The following is a 17,496-nucleotide window of genomic DNA, read 5'->3' as shown; positions in this document are numbered from 1 at the left end:
TCTCTTTTTATGATGGTTGGTGCTGGTGCAATCGACTTTCAATGAGATCAATAAACTGGAGCACAGCTCTTCCAGGCGTATCATTTGTTTTCCTCAATAGACCAACTGGCGGGGAAACTTGAATGCCCTTTATTTCTAATACCTTCGTACCAGGGAGTGTAAAAGAATGAGCCGTTCGTGTAAACAGAGATACTCCTAAGCCCGCCTGAACATAGTGTTTATGGGACATGCTGCTAGTAATCTCTAATTTCTTGTAATTTGTCCCAATGACATCGACGATTTGTTGTTCAATTTGGATACGGATGGGGCAATTGTGAGGTGTGAATAGTATAGTCTCATTTTCTAAATCAGTTACCTCCACTGCATCTTTTTCCGCCAATCGATGGGAAGACGGGACCAGCAGGACGATATCATCTTGAAAAAGCGGCTTATAGCTATTTTCCATCGAAGCTTCTGGTGCGCCGCAAATCGCAAAATCAATCTCATCATGGGAAAGCAAGGAACTCAATGTATTAGCATCTGCTACTTGCACAGAAAATTCTACATTCGGAAATCTTTCCTTGAATTCTGCAAGGAGCGCCGGGAACTCTAAACTAGCAGTAGGCTCAGAAACACCGATGCGAATGAATCCTGCAATGCCCACTTCTAAATCTTGGAGCGTTTTCGTCAGTTTCTCATATTCATTGAGTAAAGAATTGGCTCTTTCATAAAAAAGCTGTCCTGATGCTGTTAACTTTAAGGTCTTCCCTCTCTCTAGAAGCTTCTCTCCAATTTCCTCTTCTAAATGCTTGATGTGCAAGGTAATGGTTGGCTGAGAATAATTCAGTGCTTCTGCTGCTTTTAAAAAATTCCCATATTTCACGATGGTGGCAAAGGTGCGGATCGCACGAATCTCCATAAAACCCCTCTTTTCTCTATATTTTAAATAACTGAATCGTGTATTTATGATTACTAATTATACTTTTCAATTGGTTTGCCTTATTATAATTTATAATATCAACCAATCCAAGTTGTTTAGAAGGAATTATGTGAAATGGAGGAGACGAATTGACGAAAGTAACGATTATAGCAGGCGGACATTCCGTCCAATCTCGATTAACCGGTGTTCTGCATCATGTTCAGCAGTATTTAACGATCAATGGAATCGATGTACATATCATTCAAGTTCACCAGCTGCCTAGCAGCGCATTAATACGTGCGGACTTTTCAAACGAAGAGGTTGTTAAGGCCATTGAACTTGTGAATGAGAGTGACGGTGTCATTGTGTTAACGCCTGTCTACAAAGCATCATTTTCTGGTATTTTAAAAACGTTTTTAGATTTACTTCCACAGAAAGCGTTACAAGGAAAACCCGTCCTTCCGTTCGTTTTAGGAGGAACCTATGGTCACCTGCTCGTCATTGAATATGCTCTTAAACCGATTATTCATCAACTTGGTGCAACGGTTGTTCAATCTGGCGTGTATGTCGTGGATCAACAGGTCACAAAGCAGGAATCAGGTGATTACTTACTTGATTCAGATGCCACAAACAGGTTAAACCTCGCATTATCTCAATATCAAAGTCTGATAGGAGGAACAGCCAATGTCGTTCACCCTTAGTATTCTTGATCAAAGCCTTGTCGGTGAAAACGAGAACGCAGAGACGGGCATTCAGCATACTGTCAGATTAGCTGAAGCAGCGGATCAGCTTGGCTATCACAGGTTTTGGGTGTCTGAACATCACAATAACCCTCAAGTAGCAGGTTCTTCCCCTGAAGCTCTTGCCGGCTATCTCTTAGCAAAAACAAACAACATACGAATTGGGTCTGGCGGTGTCATGCTTCAGCATTACAGTCCGTTCAAAGTGGCTGAAACATTTCACGTCCTAGCATCATTAGCGCCTGGAAGAGTCGATTTAGGTGTTGGGAAAGCACCGGGAGGACTGAACCTATCGACACAAGCTCTTCAGGAAGATTATCAGGCGTCACGAAAGGATTTTTCTCAAAAATTAGTAGATCTCAAAACCTATCTGACGGAACACACAAATGAATTGAATGCTCAGCCCATCCCTCGTTTATCACCTGACATGTTCCTTTTAGGGGGAAGTATAGAGAGCGCTGAATTTGCAGCAAAACTTGGTATCTCCTTTGTCTTTGCCTTCTTCATTAATGGAGATGAAGCCTTATTAAAAGAAGCAAGAGAGACCTTCCAAACATATCAGAAAGCGGGCACCCGCCAGCAGTTCCTTCTTGCCATCACCGTTTCTGTAGCCGATGATCCCGAACAAGCACTTTCGCATATCAAACAAAAGGAAACAGTAAAGGTCTCCTTTTCCGATGGAAGAAAGCTGAATGTCACATCGTTAGAGGATGCAGAAAAACTGGTGAAAGAGACGGAGAAGGAACAGTACAACATTCACGTACAAAAAACCGGCTATACCGCTGGCACAAAAGAAACCGTTCATCACAGGCTGTCTGAGCTAGCCGAGTCATACGATATCAATGAATTCATCGTGCTGTCGCCGATCGTAGATATTGATAAAAGGATCACGTCTATCACTTTATTAAAAGAAGCACTTGATCAAGAACAAACAAACCAAAAATCAATCAATCAAGAGGTGAACGTCTAATGTCAAACAGTCAAAAAATCATTTTATGGAGCAAAAATGGATGCAGTTATTGCAAGGACATTCAATCCTACTTCAACGAACAGCAGATTCCTTTTTCAACGATTGATGTCACAGAACATGATGATTACAGAAACATTTTAGAAGCAAAATACGGTGTCCGCTATGTGCCTGTAGTTGAGATCAGTCATGATCCCCACCTGTATCAAGCATTGCTGAATCCAGATATCGAGACTTTAAGAAAAGCATTAATCTGACATTACATTTTGAATGGAGGTTTGTCATGAGTCGAGATATTTTTCGCATCGCTACCGAAGAAGATGCGCCAGCTTTTTTAGAATTGCTGTCCAGTGCATTTAAACCGCTTGGGGAAATGGGCATCGATTGGCCATCCACAAACGCCACACTTGAAATGGTCACAGAAAACATTACACAGTCCGCTGCCGTTGTATTAGAACGAGACGGCCGGCTCATCTCAACCATCACCATACGTTTTCCTTGGGAGAGCACTCAGCCGGTCTCAGGCTATCCATTTGTCTGGTGGTTTGCGACAGCTCCTGATTTAGCCGGTCAAGGGATTGGAAATAAGCTGCTCGATTATGTAGAAAACACCTTGCTCCGGCAGACATATAAAGCGCCTGCATATACACTGGGCACTTCTGGCCGGAAACACCCTTGGCTTTTAGAGATGTACGAACGAAAAGGATATACAAAATATATTGAACGCGAGGCTGAAAATGGAGATTTAGGTGTTTTGATGTATAAAGTCCTTATCCCTGAACGCTTTGATCCAGCCATTCTAGGGGCACCACCCGCAGAAGAAAAAGTCGAAACGACTTCTACATAGGAGGTGATTCAACGTGGGTGAGTTTTTCAAATGGGAGTATGTGGTCACACTCTTTCCTAAAGTATTATCAGCCCTTCCAACAACCTTGCTAATTGTTTTATTTGCCACTTTGATTGGCAGCTTTCTTGGATTCATCCTTGCTTATTTTCGAATTGAGCGCATTCCTGTTCTGCATCAACTCAGTGCAGTCTATGTCTCATTTATTCGCGGGACGCCTATCCTGGTTCAAATGTTTATTGTCTTTTATGGTCTGCCAGGTGTGCTCGCAGCAATTGGCCTTGATATCTCCATGTGGAACAAATTGATCTTTCTTTATATTACATATGGACTCAATACAGCTGCCTACTTTTCAGAAATATTCCGATCAGCCTTATCAAGTGTTCCAGCATCTCAATATGAAGCGGCTGCCTCAATTGGGCTGACGAAATGGCAGATTTATAGAAGAACGCTCATTCCTCAAGCAGGAAGAATCGCGCTCCCGAATATTGGCGTGGCCATTGTCAACTTATTACAAAATACCTCCCTCGCCTTTACACTGGGCGTGATGGATATTATAGGAAAGGTCCAAACATTAGGGGCTTTATACTATCGCGTATTAGAAGGATACTTTATTGCTGCCGTCATTTTTATTATGTTAAGTATGATGCTGGAAAAAGCGTTTGACCTATTAGAAAAACGGATCAATACACCGAAAAAAAGAAAACAGCGTCAGACGACATTCGTTTCCTTAAAAAGACCCGAAACGGCCTTCACAGTCGAAAAGCGTGCGAAGTAAAACGAGGAGGATTTCACATGAAAAATAACAAACAATTCAAAAAACATTACATCATCGGTCTGCTTACACTTGGCTCATTGCTGCTTACTGCCTGCGGAAATACGGAACAATCGAATGAAGTCAAAGCAGAAGCAGCGAATAATGATCCAGATGCGAAAGAAATCATCGTTGGCACAGGGAACGCTTACCAGCCTTTCGTTTACTTAGATGAAAACGGTCAATTAACAGGCTATGAGAAAGCTGTATTAGATGAAGTGGATCAGCTGCTTCCACAATATAAGTTTAAATATGAATCCTTTGAATTTAAAAATATTCTGCCCGCTTTAGATGCTGGTAAAGTAGATCTCGCTGCCCATCAATATGAAATCAATGATGAGCGCCAGAAGAAATATCTATTTGGAAAAGTTGGCTACACAGACTATACAAGCTATGTCGTTGTTGATAAAGCATCTGGTCATGATTTTCAAAGCCTTGACGATTTGGCTGGACACAAAGTGCACACCTCTACAGGAAGTAATTTCGCTTATCTTCTAGAGCAATATAACGAAAAGCATGATCGGAAAATTGACATTGTCTACGGAGATGGCGGGAACGAAATTCTCGTCAAAAACCTTCAAAATGGCACAGTCGATGCGGCCTTGCTCACAAAGTATGACGTCAACAAGCTAAACAAACAATTCAATGCCAATCTAGTCACCTCTGGAAAGCCTGTAAACGTATCTAAAACGTATTATCTATATCAAAAAAACAATACAAAACTTCAAAAAGACATTGATCAAGCATTACAAAAACTGATCGATAACGGCAAGCTCGCTGAATTGTCTAAGAAAATTTTGGGCGGAGACTTTACTACATCATAAGAAAGGAGCGATCTGAGTGAATTTTGATGTTGCCTTTATGCTGCAGGCCTTTTTAGCCGCACTTCATTATTTGCCAACGACGCTGTTATTAGGCTTTCTCCCGCTATTATTTGGCTCAGTCTTTGGATTTGGTATTGCCCTTATCCGTTTTTATCAGGTGCCTGTATTGTCTCCATTGTTCAAATGGTTTGTGGCTATTTTTAAAGCAATTCCTGTTGTCCTCATTCTGCTCGTATCTTATCTTCTTTTTTCCGATTCACTGGATCATTTGGCTGCATCTCTTTCTCTTCAGATTCGTTTCAGTGATTTGGACAGACGATGGATTGCCATTTTCGCTCTTACTTTATATGCCGTAAGCGGGTTATCTGAAATATTTCGAAGCTCTCTTGCATCTATTCCAAAGGGGCAATTCGATGCTGCTCTATCCGTTGGTTTCACCAGCAAACAAGTCTTACGAAGGGTCATCATACCGCAAGTCTTTCCCATCGCCCTTCCACTTTTGAACAACATGCTGATCAGTTTAATCAAAGCCTCTTCTCTCGTCTCTATGGTGTCTGTGGTCGATATTTTAAACGGCGCTTTAATCAAAGCCAATGCGAACTATCGTTATCTTGAAGCCTACATCGCCGTTGCTCTGATTTACTGGGCACTGTGTGCCTCTATCGAAGCCATTACAGCCGGATACGAGAAATATGGACTCAAAAACAAAAGGAGACGATTGGCATGATTGACATCAAACAGGTGCATAAAGCGTTCGGTAAAAACCAGATTCTAAAAGGAATTGATTTAACGGTAGAAAGAGGCGAAGTGGTCGTCATTTTAGGTCCGAGCGGTTCTGGGAAATCAACCTTTCTGCGATGCTTGAATTTTCTTGAGCGTGCGGATCAAGGAGAAATCAGCATTGATCAAACGACCGTCAAATTCAATCAAGCAAGGCCTAAAGACATTCTCGCACTTCGCAGAAAAACCGCCATGGTCTTTCAGCAATACGATTTATTTCTTCATAAAACAGCAATTGAAAACGTCATGGAAGGTTTAGTCATTGCCCGTAAACAACCGAAAGATCAAGCCTATGACACAGCTCTCCAATTACTCACAAAGGTCGGATTACTGGAGAAAAAGGATGCCTATCCGCATCAATTATCCGGCGGACAGCAGCAGCGAGTCGGCATTGCACGGGCACTCGCTTTGAATCCAGAAGTCATTTTGTTCGACGAACCGACCTCTGCATTAGATCCCGAACTTGTAGGAGAAACGCTTGATGTCATTAAACAGGTAGCACAAACCGGGGTCACCATGATCATCGTCACCCATGAGATGAGCTTTGCCTATGATATTGCCGACAGAGTCATTTTCATGGAGGATGGGGTCATCGTCGAATCAGGTACGCCGGAAGAAGTCTTTGAACAGACGAAAGAAGAACGTACAAAACAATTTTTAGCGAGATTCTCTTATCACCATTCATAAAATACAAGTCGATCCATGCGGTCGGCTTGTTTTTGCGCAAAATAAAAACCAGTCTGTTCTAGCCATCAGCCATCACACACTGGTTCTTCTCGTTAGTTCAATTCCTTCAACTGATCAATATAAGCAAGGGCCGCCTCAAATTCTTCGTCCGTATAGCGCTGCTTGCTTTTAATAGTAAAGACCTTTTCCTTTACCTCATCTTCTGGCAGGTCATCAAAATATAAAATCGTTGAGACAAGCTCTAGGAAACGGGACGATTGCTCGTTCATCTGCTGCGTCAGCGCTTTGAGGTCAGGCATGTCCACTTCACACTGATCGAGAAACTCTTTCCCATTGTCCGTCAGCGAATAGCGATATTGATAGTATCCGCCCTTTTTTTCCTTCATTTCGTCCAAGAATCCAAGGTTGCACAGCTCTTCGATTCTGAGCGTCAACTCCTCTGAATAGGGGCCATAAAAATGAAAATCGTATTTCTCGTAAAAAGGCAAATCTAGCTTCTTTGCTATGTAAATCATCTTTTGCAGCTTCTTCCGTCCAACGATTTCCCCTGATTCAGAGAATACCTTCATCAACTTTGCATGCTCTTTCAACAAATTCCCGACATCTCCTTTTTCAGTACTTCCTTATCCCAAACCAAGCAGCTTCATGATCGCCTTCTTTTCTTCAGCTTTTTCCGACATATCTACAATTAAGTCCATCGGGAAATAAAGTTTATGATCGGTTCTTCGTTTACCGGAAATGGCGTCAACAATATCTGACTGTCTCGACAGTTCTTTAATATGACCACTTTGCGTCAAAAGGTGGATTGGCAGCCTCTCTTCTTCCTCCCCTGGTCTGTAGAAGTCATAGGGCAAGTCAGAGGAAGAGTCGACCACTAAATAGTAGTCAGGATCAATTCCTGCTTCCTTGAACAAGGCGGTCAGCTTGAAATATTTCGTCATTTCTTCATTTGGATTAAACTCTGTATATTGGAACAATCGGCGGTTCATAAAACGGCGGCACAAATCAGCCAGCACGTGATCTTCTTCATCTTCCCACGCCTGAAAATAAAATAAGACAATGGATTCATCCAGCTTAATATAGTCCTCTGTGGTGACATTCCCCTCAAAGATTGAATAAAAGTGAACTGGGGCATGTGTAAAAATATAGCCAGTTTCATGCAGCTCTTTTGCCCGATGAAGGATTTTCGTTAAAATCACTTCCGCACTTCGTGTCACTGGATGGAAATAGACTTGCCAGTACATTTGATAGCGGCTCATAATATAATCCTCAACCGCATGCATCCCGCTCTGCTTCATCACAATCTGATCTTCTCTCGGGCGCATCACACGTAAAATACGTTCCATATCAAAGTGGCCGTAGCTGACGCCTGTATAGTAGGCATCACGCTGCAAATAGTCCATACGGTCGGCATCAATTTGACTTGAGATCAAACTGACCACCTGTTTGTTTTGATACGTTTTGGCAATGACTTCAGCCACATGCTTCGGGAAATCATCACTCACCCGGCGGAGCACTTCATTGACTTCCGTCTGCCCTAAAATAATATCTCTAGTAAACGATTCATGGTCTAAGTGGAAGACCTTTTCAAAGGAATGAGAAAATGGACCATGTCCGAGGTCATGAAGCAAGGCAGCACTAAGTACAAGCTCGCGCTCTCCTTCATCCCACTCAGGCCGCCCTTTAAACACATCATCCACAATTCGTCTCACAATCTCGTATACACCGAGTGAATGATTGAATCGGCTGTGTTCTGCACCATGAAACGTCAAATAAGTAGTTCCTAGCTGTTTAATTCGTCTCAGGCGCTGAAACTCTCTTGTTCCTATTAAATCCCATATTAATGCATCCCTTACGTGAACATAACGGTGCACAGGATCTTTAAATACCTTTTCCTCAGATAATTTCCCTTTTGGATACGCCATCGTTTCGTCCCTCTTTTTTTAAGACGTGTTTCTATTATATCGGGTAATTTTCCCCGAAAACATCCTTGAATTTGCTGGTGAATGTGTTCTCAAAGATTGCACGGACGTAAAAAGCCCGACCTGACAGGGACGGACCTCTTTTTAGGTCGACTGAACACATTCAGTGACATTTATTTGACTTTTTTTTGCACCTTTTCGAGTAATTCATCTTCTGTTGGTGCGGATAATGGGCGATTGTTCACAAACGCAAAAGCCTTTTTTCGTCCTGGACCACAATAGGATTGACAGCCGATCTCAATTTTTGCATCAGGATCAACCGATTTGAGTCGAGGCAATAACGTCTTTAGGTTCGTCGCATCACAATCGTCACATACGCGAAACTCATTAGCCATGGTCTTACGCTTCCTTTCAATGATGATACTTCATTCTATATGAAACAGTTGGACAGCCAATCATGAATAATATACCACCCAACATTGTACCTCGAAGCGGCTGGACTTGCAAGACGCTTTGCCGCCCCAATCATCCGCTTACATAAAAGCTAGTATTTTCCACTATCCTTTTAGCAAACTTGTATAAACCTTCATGAACTTGGCTAATCTAATACCATCAAATCATATGGGGGTTTAAACACATGTCAAAACAAAGACAAGATGCTTGGTCAGAGGAAAATGATCTCCTCCTGGCAGAAACCGTCTTACGTCACGTCAGAGAGGGCAGCACGCAGCTTAATGCGTTTGAAGAAGTAGGAGATAAACTGAACCGCACCTCAGCGGCATGCGGTTTTAGATGGAATGCTGTCGTCAGACATCAATATGAAAAAGCGTTGGCACTTGCCAAAAAACAGCGAAAACAACGGATGCGTGCACTTGGCAATGGCCAGCCAGCGAAAAAGCGATTACTTTATCAGCCGCAAGTAGAAGAAACGGTTACTCAAGAGGAATTCGCACAGGAACTGGAGCCAGCAAAGGAAGAAACCTTTGCACCAGCAGCTGAAACTGCTGAACAGCTTCAGTTTGTGGATCAAAGCTACAATGAAGAGTTAGCTAGTTTATCACATTTATTGTCACAGGCTTCTCATGCCCCAAATACCGCAGAGAAAAAGCCGGAAGCAAATCCATTTAGGCAGCATCAAGAATTAACCATCGACGATATCATTGATTTCTTACGCCGTTATGAAGGCGATGGTCAGCAATCCACTGCCTTACGTATGGAAAACAGCCGCTTAAAACGAGAAAACAATGAGCTTTCTCATAAAGTCTCGCAGCTAGAAGCTGAAGTGAAAAAGCTTGAAAAAGATCAGCTCACGATTCAAGAAGATTATGAAACACTCGTCAAAATCATGAACCGTGCAAGAAAACTAGTTTTGTTTGAAGAGGACGATAGTGCCGCACCAACCTTTAAAATGGACCGAAACGGCAACCTCGAAAAAATGGCAGAATAACAAAAAGTGCTCCCCGCCTCGGGAAGCACTTTTTAAATGCCCAAAAATAGCATCACACTAAAAAGGACATTGATCAAAAACACGAACATAAAAATATATCGGACCTGCCTTACTTGAAAATCACCAAATATAAAAATATAAAGACCTGCGATGCCAAGTGTCAGGACAGGCTGAAGAAATGACACTAAAAGCGAAATGCCGTAGCCGGCTCCCATGAGGACAGGAAGCCATAGTAAATAGAGGTAACCGCCATTTTTGGATTTCAAGAAACCACTCCCTCTCTTTCTTCTATCTGCTTGATTTCAGGCTGAACAAATTTGAGTCCGGCCATTGTGCGGCCGCGTCTTTGTGATGTCCAGACCGCAATCGCCCGCTGATCTATCAGAGATTCTGTGTCAATGGTGATCAGCACTTTGTCATGTAATTCAATTGAAGCTTCAGACTCGATTTTGCACCCAGATAAACTAATATCATGTATGTTCACCGGCACCTTCTCTTCTAACCGGCCCTCATAGGACAGCGTGCCTGCCACACCTTGCAAAGGTCTTCTCATCCATTTGCGCTGCAAGGCCTTTGGTACCTTCTTCGTTTTTCTTACAAAGCGGAGAAACGTCCGAACAGCATAGGATTTTTTCTCACGATCCGTTATGGATACATGCTCTCGTGTGAATAAAAAGCGGATCAGTGATAAATACTCTGATTTTTCTGTATCAGTAAAAGCAACACCAACCATCAGCCTGTCTCCCTCTGGATGGCTCCAAACCACATCACACGCCACACTTTCATCCTCTGAAAAGAACAATTGCGTTTGCCCTTGATAGAGAGAAGGAGCTTGATCAAGTGGAATGGATAGACGCGCACCTGAATCACTCATATCTAGTAGAAAACAAGCAATCGACTCATCTTGATGTTCAGAACGAAGCTGTCCCTCTTTTTCAATGACAAACCGCTCTGATTTTCGATAACGCGGACGATCAAACGCCACAATGAGTGCCATGAATAGACCTGCACCGTTATAAAGCACCCAAAAAATATTAATCAACGTGAGGTCAGCATTCATCGTCCCTTTTACCTTCACATCGTATCCTATTTTCACAAGGACAAGCAATGAGAGCAGCAAGAAGATCAAATGAGGAATCATCGTTTTCAAATGAAAATGTCTCTTGTCCGTTTGAATTCCCTTCGGTGTCACAAGAAATTCAACCCTCTTCTTCAAAAACAACTCACTTAAAGCCACACCAGCTAGATGGAATGCCATAGAGCTTTCGTAAATATGACTCCAAAACATACTTCTTTTTTGGTTCGACACCAGTTTAAACGCTAAATACGAACTAAAGAACGCCGGCAGCCAAAACATAAAAATGGACTGGAAATCTGCCCAGAAACTTTGAATACCAAACAATAAAAACAAAATCGGTGTAAGAATGTAAATCATTTTAAACAAACCGTTAAACCAATACACAATGCCATCTAAATAAAGAACTCGCTGCATAAGCGTTAAGCCGCGAACCTTCAATGGATTAAACTTACGGGCGCACTGAATGTTCCCTCTCGACCACCGGTCTCTCTGCTTTAACAGATCAAGCCAGCTTTCAGGTGCGAGCCCGACGGCTAATACTTCTCCGACAGACACAGATTTAAACTTCCCTTGGAGAAGCATTCCGGTCGCCATGTCTTCTGTAATCACTCCGGTAGCAAATCCGCCAATATCCTCTAAGGCCGTTCTTCTAAATACAGTATTACTCCCGACATACATCACAGCATTGAACCGATCCTTACCAGCTTGAAGGGTTTGCATGAAGAAGTCCTGTTCATTTGGAATTCGATCCTTCGAGAACATATTATATTGGAAAGGATCTTCGTTATAAAATGCTTGTGGAACTTGAACAAACGCAGTGGCTCCATCATGAAAGTAAGGCACTGTCTTTTCTAAAAAGGCAGGAAGGGGAACCATATCAGCATCAAGTGTGAGAATCAGCTCCCCATTCGTTTGAGACATCGCATGGTTTAAATTACCCGCCTTAGCAAACTTGTTATCCGTTCTTGTCAGATAATGAACACCAAACTCAGAAGCAAGCTGCTCTACAGACTCCCTCTTGCCATCATCACATAAATAAATGTGGACGCTGCCTTTTGGGTAAGAGAGATTCAAACAACCTGCAACCGTGCGTTTCAGCACTTCAATTGGTTCATTATATGTAGCTATGAAAATATCAACTGTTGGCAGCCTGTCAAGATCACTGATCGTGACTTGTTTCCGATTTGAAGGCTTCCAAACAAGTGTATAAAACACAAGCAGCTGTAAAAATCCAATACATTCACAGGCAACAAGCAAGATGCCCATTATCATATTAAATGTACCTTCATGCGGCAGTGTAAAGAAAAGACGCCAGCAAATATATGCGGCATTTGTTAACACACAGAGCACAATGATGATTTTTTTAACAGTAGAGGCCAAGGGCTGAATACGACACATCACATACAACACAGACAAAACACAAAGCATCAACAGCGGGTAATACGTGGTGAATAATGACAACAAATTTACCTTCTTTCTTACGCCATAAATGACTATCACATATAAAATTCCATAACAAAGGAGGGGATTCTTTCATAAGATTGCCCCTCCAAATCTATTCAAGTAGCCAAATCAACTATTATTTCCATAACCTATCTAACTGATTTGAATAAAAATCAATCGCTTTTCGATAACTTAAAATAGCAGGATCTTTTGTCGTTTCAGTTAAACAGTTCAGTAATATTTCCATCGCTTTGCTATGTTCTTTCAAATTATACAAAGTCATGGCATAGAACGTTTGAATGGCTTTGTTGTCCGGATAAGTTTCCATCCCTTTTAGGAATATCTGTTTTGACTTTTCATATTCTCCTAAAGTTCTGTATGTACTTCCTAACCCTAGTAAAGCGTCTTCTAGTTCTTCTGAAGACAATCCTAACTCAATGGCCCTTTCATAAAAAAAGACAGCTTGCCTTTCCTCACCTAACAGGTCATAACTCCAGGCACATTGATAATGAATAGAGGCATCGTTTGGATACTCCTCTACAAGATGAGACAGCATTTCATTTGATTCTTGAAGATGTCCACTTTCTCGAAGTTCAATGGCTTTCTCAAGCTTTGTTTTCATCACTTCACCTCTACTCTTTTCAAGATGAAAAGGCTGATGTTACGAAAACACCTTTTCATTCCGCTCAATCATCCGCGTCATGTTTTTCTCAAATTCCAGCTGTTCTTCTGCGTTCAGGCCCGAGGATGTTAGCTGATCACTAAGCTTTTGAAGCTCCTCTAGTAATAAACGCATGAGCAGCGTACAATCAATCGGTTCACCGATTAATTCTGATAAAGATGCCATCGTATCCGGCTGTATATCAGGAAATACTGCCTTCACTTCTTGCCGTTTATCCTTTAAGGCGGCGTCATAAAAACGGCGGATCAAGTCGGCACGTTCACGCCCGCTTCCATCTGCACACAAATAAATTTGCACAGCGACCCCACCGCGTAATCTACGCTGAGAAATGCCTGCAAATTTCTTTCCATTAATACTTAAATCATAGCTGCCTGGACAATATGAGCCGACAATTTCATAGGCTTCAATGTCCACCTCATACATCGACAGCATCCGGCGGATCAATTCCACCATCGCATCATACCCGCGGTCAATATCAATGCCCTTCTTTTGTTCCGCAAAGATTAAAGACACATTCAGTACACCTTCATCCAGCACCACAGCAAGACCGCCTGAGTTGCGCACAATTACGCGATAGCCCTCTTCCTCAAGCAGCTTTACGCCATCTTGGAGGAATGGAAGTCTTGTATCCTGAATCCCAAGCACAATCGTATTGTGATGCACCCAAGAACGGGCAGTCGCTGGTGAGAGGCCTTTCCCCACCGACGCGCAAAGCGTATCATCCATCGCAAAGGATTGCTTCGGGTCCACATAAAGACCAAGACTCGACTGATCGATAATCCGCCATTTCGGCTGTGTCAGTAACTCAATAGGTTCATTTTTCATCTCCTGCATATCCTCTCGTACATAAACTGTGTTTATTATAACATGTGATGAATGGAGGGAGAATGCAAAAAGCTCTATGACATTTGGTGTCACAGAGCGTTTCAGTTGGATGATTTGGTTTTCTTGTTCTTGCTTTTCATGTTGAAATATACAGAGATATCATAACCACAAAACCAGCAGAAATCCATGTATTCCAAGGCAATGTGAACATCTCCTTTAAGAGATTACACTTCTATGATACAGCCCTCACTCACCCATTTCAGAAAGTTATCGGCCATCAGCTCTGCATGCTGAGGGTCCATTACACCAGCATCCACGATCCATATCTTTTTCTCCTCTTCAGCCAGCCGCATGAGAAATACTTGCCCGCCGCCATCGTCGCCAATCGCCACATAGCCGCTTGCATATTGCTGAACCTCCCATGTTTTATTGCGTTCCACCATGTCCTCGGTCCCGTATAGAAGCACCTCACCGCCAATGGAACATCCATTTGTCTGTTTCAGCAATTCCTTATAAGCACGGGGCAGCACCATGTTTAGCTGGGATTCTGCCTCTTTGATATGTATGTCACTTGCTGGTTTGTTCACGTGCAGATGTGGGATTTCAGGTAAATTGATCATTTTTAAGAGCCTCCTCTATTTTAAGCTGCTAATTTTTTCATCACCCTTTTATACAAACGAAGGAGCATTTTTAAAAGAAAATAGAAAATGACCACATCGAGTATAAAACCCCACAATAGAAATTCAAAAGTATGATGTCCGTGCAAAACTAGCCAATCAATAGGGAAACCGCGATAATCAGCATCTGAGTAAGAAACTCCTCTCAGCAAAGCTGTTCCTATAACAATCAGAATACTGATACTTAACAGCCAGTTGGATGTTTTTTTGTTTTTGTGTTGTTTATGTTCCATATGCATTCCTTTCTCTGTTTTGCAGCCCGATACAAGACTTGATTCCAGTACTACAGACAACCGTCCTATCTATTACAGCATTTCTTTAAGCAAACTCTCTGCTTTATGTAATTCATCTAAAAAGGGGTTTAGATAGTCATTATAACTATCCAAATAAGCTCTCACCCCGCCAATGATCAAAATCTTTTGGAGATCTTCATTATTCTGAATGATCCTTTGTGCATTTTTATATCTTTTGTATATTAATTGGAGAACACCTTGATTGATTTCTTGTGGATATTCTTTTTCTAGGATGTTGATGACGGTTTGGATTTGTTTCGTTAGTTGTTGTTTTTTGTTCATTGAACGCTCCTATTTTCAAGGTTTTATTTAAATCATTCAATGGTACTTTACTGTTAATAATATTTATTGAGCTTTGATATACACATGCGATATCATATTTCAGCCCAGACTGCCCCAGTTATGAACCTACAGAAACCAGTTTTGCCAACGATCAACTTGAAGCATATTTCACTAACTCATAAATAATAAAAAGGCCCTCTTACCGAGGGCTTGGATTTTAAAATTCTAAGATGTCAATAGTTACTCATCTGCCAATTCCCATACTTTTTGACCATCTACCAAAATCTTATTTGGTGGATCATCATAAAGAGATATCTCAACTAAAGAGCTTTTCTCTTGAATTAACCAATCGTATACACTGCCACTGTTTTCATTAGGATGAGATAGAATATCATTTACTTGGAAAGCAGCAGCAATATATTCTGTAAAATTAATATCATCTTCATCTAACATATTATTTGTTTCAAAAACTGTATCTAGTTTTCCTAAGATTTTCAATCCACTATTCCATTCCAAAACCATATCTTTTTTTTCATACTTTATTAATGTTCCAATCAAAGAATCATAACCCATTATTTACCTCCGATTCATCATTTTAAGGCCTCGCTGGTACGATGTGAGCACCATCTTTCCCATAATGTATCATTCCCTTAGTAGTCTCTTCATACTTTCCAGTATCAATATTATAGTATTTTCCTATCGCTTGGCCAAAGTCTATCCTTTCTTTATTCTTACCCAATTCTTTGCCTGTCCCTGCATATTTATCCAGCAATTCTTGTGCCTTTTTATTATCTCCGTAAAAAATGCTTTTCTTTTTTCCATTTGCTACTTCTTGCTTGTAATTTGGTGTTTCTGGAATATGTTTTTCTTGAGCTCCTGATTTTACTTTTGCAGGGAAACCATTTACTTCACGGTACGGTCCTTTTGGTACGGATTGTTTACCGTAAGTAGGTGTTTTAACCCTCTTCACATTCTTCCCTTGATCCAACCTAAAAACATATTTCCCAACCTTCACTATTTTCGTTATTGGGATGATAGAGGCGGCGGATAGGGCTTGATCTGTTCTGCTGATGTTTTGGCTAGTTTCTGGGTCTTTGCCAGTAACGGCTCGGTAGCCGTCGTAGATGCCGCTGTATTGTAGGATGATGTTTTCGGTGGTTGAGACGACTTCACCGTCTAATATGCGTTTAGCGTTGCCACGGCTGCGGCTTTCTGGAATTTTGTCGACTTCTTCTATTCTTATTTCGCCGTTTGTGATATACGTTCGGATGATTTGTTTATTGGCGTAAACGGTGTATCTTCCACCAATAAAGTCAATATCCGACGGATTCGTGACGACTTCATCTGCGATGTCGAATTCTTTTAACTTTTTAATGTCTTTTACGTTGTATAGTCTACCATTTATGACTCTGATGTCTCTATGAATCTTGTTTTTCCCGTTCACAGCTTCCTTTTGTAATGTCGTAAGCGATGGATCGTTTGCTGTGAATTGTTTACTGATGTTTTTATGGGTGTCATTCAGAACAACCGTCTCCACATTCGCCTGTTGTTTCTCTTTCAGTTTCTTCAGCATGATCATCATTGGATTGTCTTTTGGGTTATCTATTTTATCTTTCAATCCACTGATGGTGCTGCTTACTTTCACTTCTTTTCCATCTTTGAAAATAGATCCCTTTTGATAGCTCGTGATGTCGATTTTTGGGCCGGTGAACATGGTACTTAAGGTATCTATGTATTGCTTCATTGTTTGGAGGGAGCTTTTGGTTTCATGTAAAGCACTTGTCTGCTCCCGGTCAAATGCATGAAGCAAACCAATGGTTCTTGAGGTCTCGAGCCATGCCTTTTGATAGTTTTGCTGAAACACTGACTCGTCTACATTTGGTAAATGAACAATATGACCAACTCTGCCGATGGCATGGTTTACCTCTGATACAATTTCAGAAATCGTTCGTTCAGCTTTTTTTAAGCCTTGATCAAGATCATGTTCGATAAATGCTTGTGATATAAAGCCGTGCTCATTTGATTCTAGCGCGTGAAGAGCCTGCTTTGTGTTTTTCAATGCAGCGCTATATTCCTCAATGACGACCTGAAAGAATTGCAAGAAGGGAATATGGCATTCTGTATAAAAGGCGCGGATGGCTTGTCCCGCCTCTCCCTTTAGTGCGCCATCGAGTGAGATGATGTGATGGATTTGTTTTTCTAGGGAGCTGATTTGCTGTGACTGCTGCTTTAACGCATTCAGCGTTTGATCTATTCCGTTTATTAGCGCAAAGGCGTCAAGGGTTTTCATTGC

General features: G+C 41.6%; 22 protein-coding genes. 9 read left to right on the top strand and 13 right to left on the bottom strand.

The genetic code is table 11. The annotated features are described in order from the left end of the window. Positions 1–7 precede the first annotated feature (7 nt). A complete protein-coding gene (locus MHI60_RS09150) occupies positions 8–898 on the bottom strand; it encodes a LysR family transcriptional regulator (protein ID WP_048237680.1) in 891 nt (296 codons plus the stop codon). Between the two features lie 149 nt (positions 899–1,047). On the opposite strand from MHI60_RS09150, the gene ssuE reads away from it, so the two are divergent. The 8 genes from ssuE to MHI60_RS09110 are packed head-to-tail and all read left to right on the top strand — an operon-like array spanning position 1,048 to position 6,554. Continuing rightward, complete coding sequence (gene ssuE / locus MHI60_RS09145; RefSeq protein ID WP_111292627.1) at positions 1,048–1,599, top strand: NADPH-dependent FMN reductase; 552 nt, start codon at positions 1,048–1,050, stop codon at positions 1,597–1,599. Continuing rightward, positions 1,583–2,608, top strand: a complete 1,026-nt coding sequence (locus MHI60_RS09140) for an LLM class flavin-dependent oxidoreductase (RefSeq protein ID WP_144483837.1) — start codon at positions 1,583–1,585, stop codon at positions 2,606–2,608. Before ssuE ends, MHI60_RS09140 begins: the two co-directional genes overlap by 17 nt. Further along, positions 2,608–2,862 (top strand): glutaredoxin family protein, encoded by a 255-nt coding sequence (locus tag MHI60_RS09135; protein ID WP_048237683.1) that lies wholly within the window; start codon positions 2,608–2,610, stop codon positions 2,860–2,862. Before MHI60_RS09140 ends, MHI60_RS09135 begins: the two co-directional genes overlap by 1 nt. Before the next feature lie 26 nt (positions 2,863–2,888). Then, positions 2,889–3,452: a GNAT family N-acetyltransferase gene (locus MHI60_RS09130; protein ID WP_144471891.1), complete on the top strand. Its 564-nt coding sequence runs from the start codon at positions 2,889–2,891 to the stop codon at positions 3,450–3,452. Positions 3,453–3,465: 13 nt separating this feature from the next. Beyond that, on the top strand, positions 3,466–4,227 hold the full coding sequence (locus tag MHI60_RS09125; protein WP_144483840.1) for an amino acid ABC transporter permease: 762 nt from the start codon (positions 3,466–3,468) through the stop codon (positions 4,225–4,227). 17 nt (positions 4,228–4,244) lie between these two features. Then, the gene (locus tag MHI60_RS09120) at positions 4,245–5,087 is read left to right on the top strand and encodes a transporter substrate-binding domain-containing protein (protein WP_144483843.1); all 843 of its coding nucleotides are present in this window, start codon (positions 4,245–4,247) and stop codon (positions 5,085–5,087) included. Positions 5,088–5,103: 16 nt separating this feature from the next. Further along, positions 5,104–5,814: an ABC transporter permease subunit gene (locus MHI60_RS09115; protein WP_144483846.1), complete on the top strand. Its 711-nt coding sequence runs from the start codon at positions 5,104–5,106 to the stop codon at positions 5,812–5,814. Next, a complete protein-coding gene (locus MHI60_RS09110) occupies positions 5,811–6,554 on the top strand; it encodes an amino acid ABC transporter ATP-binding protein (RefSeq protein ID WP_144483849.1) in 744 nt (247 codons plus the stop codon). The genes MHI60_RS09115 and MHI60_RS09110 overlap by 4 nt, the downstream gene beginning before the upstream one ends. A gap of 92 nt (positions 6,555–6,646) precedes the next feature. On the opposite strand, the gene MHI60_RS09105 is transcribed toward MHI60_RS09110, so the two are convergent. The 3 genes from MHI60_RS09105 to MHI60_RS09095 form a co-directional block, all read right to left on the bottom strand. Then, the gene (locus MHI60_RS09105) at positions 6,647–7,147 is read right to left on the bottom strand and encodes a YwgA family protein (RefSeq protein WP_034281252.1); all 501 of its coding nucleotides are present in this window, start codon (positions 7,145–7,147) and stop codon (positions 6,647–6,649) included. A gap of 30 nt (positions 7,148–7,177) precedes the next feature. After that, positions 7,178–8,479, bottom strand: a complete 1,302-nt coding sequence (locus tag MHI60_RS09100; protein WP_007497716.1) for an HD domain-containing protein — start codon at positions 8,477–8,479, stop codon at positions 7,178–7,180. A gap of 170 nt (positions 8,480–8,649) precedes the next feature. Continuing rightward, positions 8,650–8,871, bottom strand: a complete 222-nt coding sequence (locus MHI60_RS09095) for a DUF1450 domain-containing protein (protein WP_003215259.1) — start codon at positions 8,869–8,871, stop codon at positions 8,650–8,652. A gap of 242 nt (positions 8,872–9,113) precedes the next feature. Between MHI60_RS09095 and MHI60_RS09090 the strand changes: the two genes are divergently transcribed. Further along, positions 9,114–9,923, top strand: a complete 810-nt coding sequence (locus MHI60_RS09090) for an RsfA family transcriptional regulator (protein ID WP_095409803.1) — start codon at positions 9,114–9,116, stop codon at positions 9,921–9,923. 32 nt (positions 9,924–9,955) lie between these two features. Here MHI60_RS09090 and MHI60_RS09085 read toward each other — a convergent pair whose 3' ends face one another. The 9 genes from MHI60_RS09085 to MHI60_RS09045 form a co-directional block, all read right to left on the bottom strand. Then, on the bottom strand, positions 9,956–10,189 hold the full coding sequence (locus MHI60_RS09085) for a DUF5970 family protein (protein ID WP_095409804.1): 234 nt from the start codon (positions 10,187–10,189) through the stop codon (positions 9,956–9,958). Continuing rightward, on the bottom strand, positions 10,186–12,462 hold the full coding sequence (locus MHI60_RS09080) for a glycosyltransferase (RefSeq protein ID WP_144483851.1): 2,277 nt from the start codon (positions 12,460–12,462) through the stop codon (positions 10,186–10,188). The genes MHI60_RS09085 and MHI60_RS09080 overlap by 4 nt, the downstream gene beginning before the upstream one ends. 118 nt (positions 12,463–12,580) lie before the next feature. Next, positions 12,581–13,066 carry a tetratricopeptide repeat protein gene (locus MHI60_RS09075; protein WP_144483854.1) on the bottom strand — a complete coding sequence of 162 codons (486 nt, stop codon included), beginning with the start codon at positions 13,064–13,066 and terminating at the stop codon, positions 12,581–12,583. 39 nt (positions 13,067–13,105) lie between these two features. Continuing rightward, positions 13,106–13,951, bottom strand: coding sequence for a lipoate--protein ligase family protein (locus MHI60_RS09070; RefSeq protein ID WP_144483857.1), 846 nt, complete (start codon positions 13,949–13,951; stop codon positions 13,106–13,108). Positions 13,952–14,175: 224 nt separating this feature from the next. Next, positions 14,176–14,571: an SMI1/KNR4 family protein gene (locus MHI60_RS09065; protein ID WP_144483860.1), complete on the bottom strand. Its 396-nt coding sequence runs from the start codon at positions 14,569–14,571 to the stop codon at positions 14,176–14,178. A 20-nt stretch (positions 14,572–14,591) separates the two neighbouring features. Next, positions 14,592–14,861: a hypothetical protein gene (locus tag MHI60_RS09060; RefSeq protein ID WP_144483863.1), complete on the bottom strand. Its 270-nt coding sequence runs from the start codon at positions 14,859–14,861 to the stop codon at positions 14,592–14,594. Between the two features lie 72 nt (positions 14,862–14,933). Then, a complete protein-coding gene (locus tag MHI60_RS09055; RefSeq protein ID WP_095409809.1) occupies positions 14,934–15,203 on the bottom strand; it encodes a hypothetical protein in 270 nt (89 codons plus the stop codon). Positions 15,204–15,443: 240 nt separating this feature from the next. Continuing rightward, positions 15,444–15,776 carry a hypothetical protein gene (locus MHI60_RS09050; RefSeq protein ID WP_144483866.1) on the bottom strand — a complete coding sequence of 111 codons (333 nt, stop codon included), beginning with the start codon at positions 15,774–15,776 and terminating at the stop codon, positions 15,444–15,446. A 22-nt stretch (positions 15,777–15,798) separates the two neighbouring features. After that, positions 15,799–17,493 (bottom strand): T7SS effector LXG polymorphic toxin, encoded by a 1,695-nt coding sequence (locus MHI60_RS09045; RefSeq protein ID WP_144483869.1) that lies wholly within the window; start codon positions 17,491–17,493, stop codon positions 15,799–15,801. Between the last annotated feature and the right edge of the window lie 3 nt (positions 17,494–17,496).

Source organism: Bacillus sp. FSL K6-3200 (assembly GCF_038630485.1).
Lineage (GTDB): Bacteria > Bacillota > Bacilli > Bacillales > Bacillaceae > Bacillus > Bacillus safensis.
The sequence above is the reverse complement of the archived record's forward strand: the minus strand, read 5'-3'. Positions and strand labels throughout refer to the sequence as shown.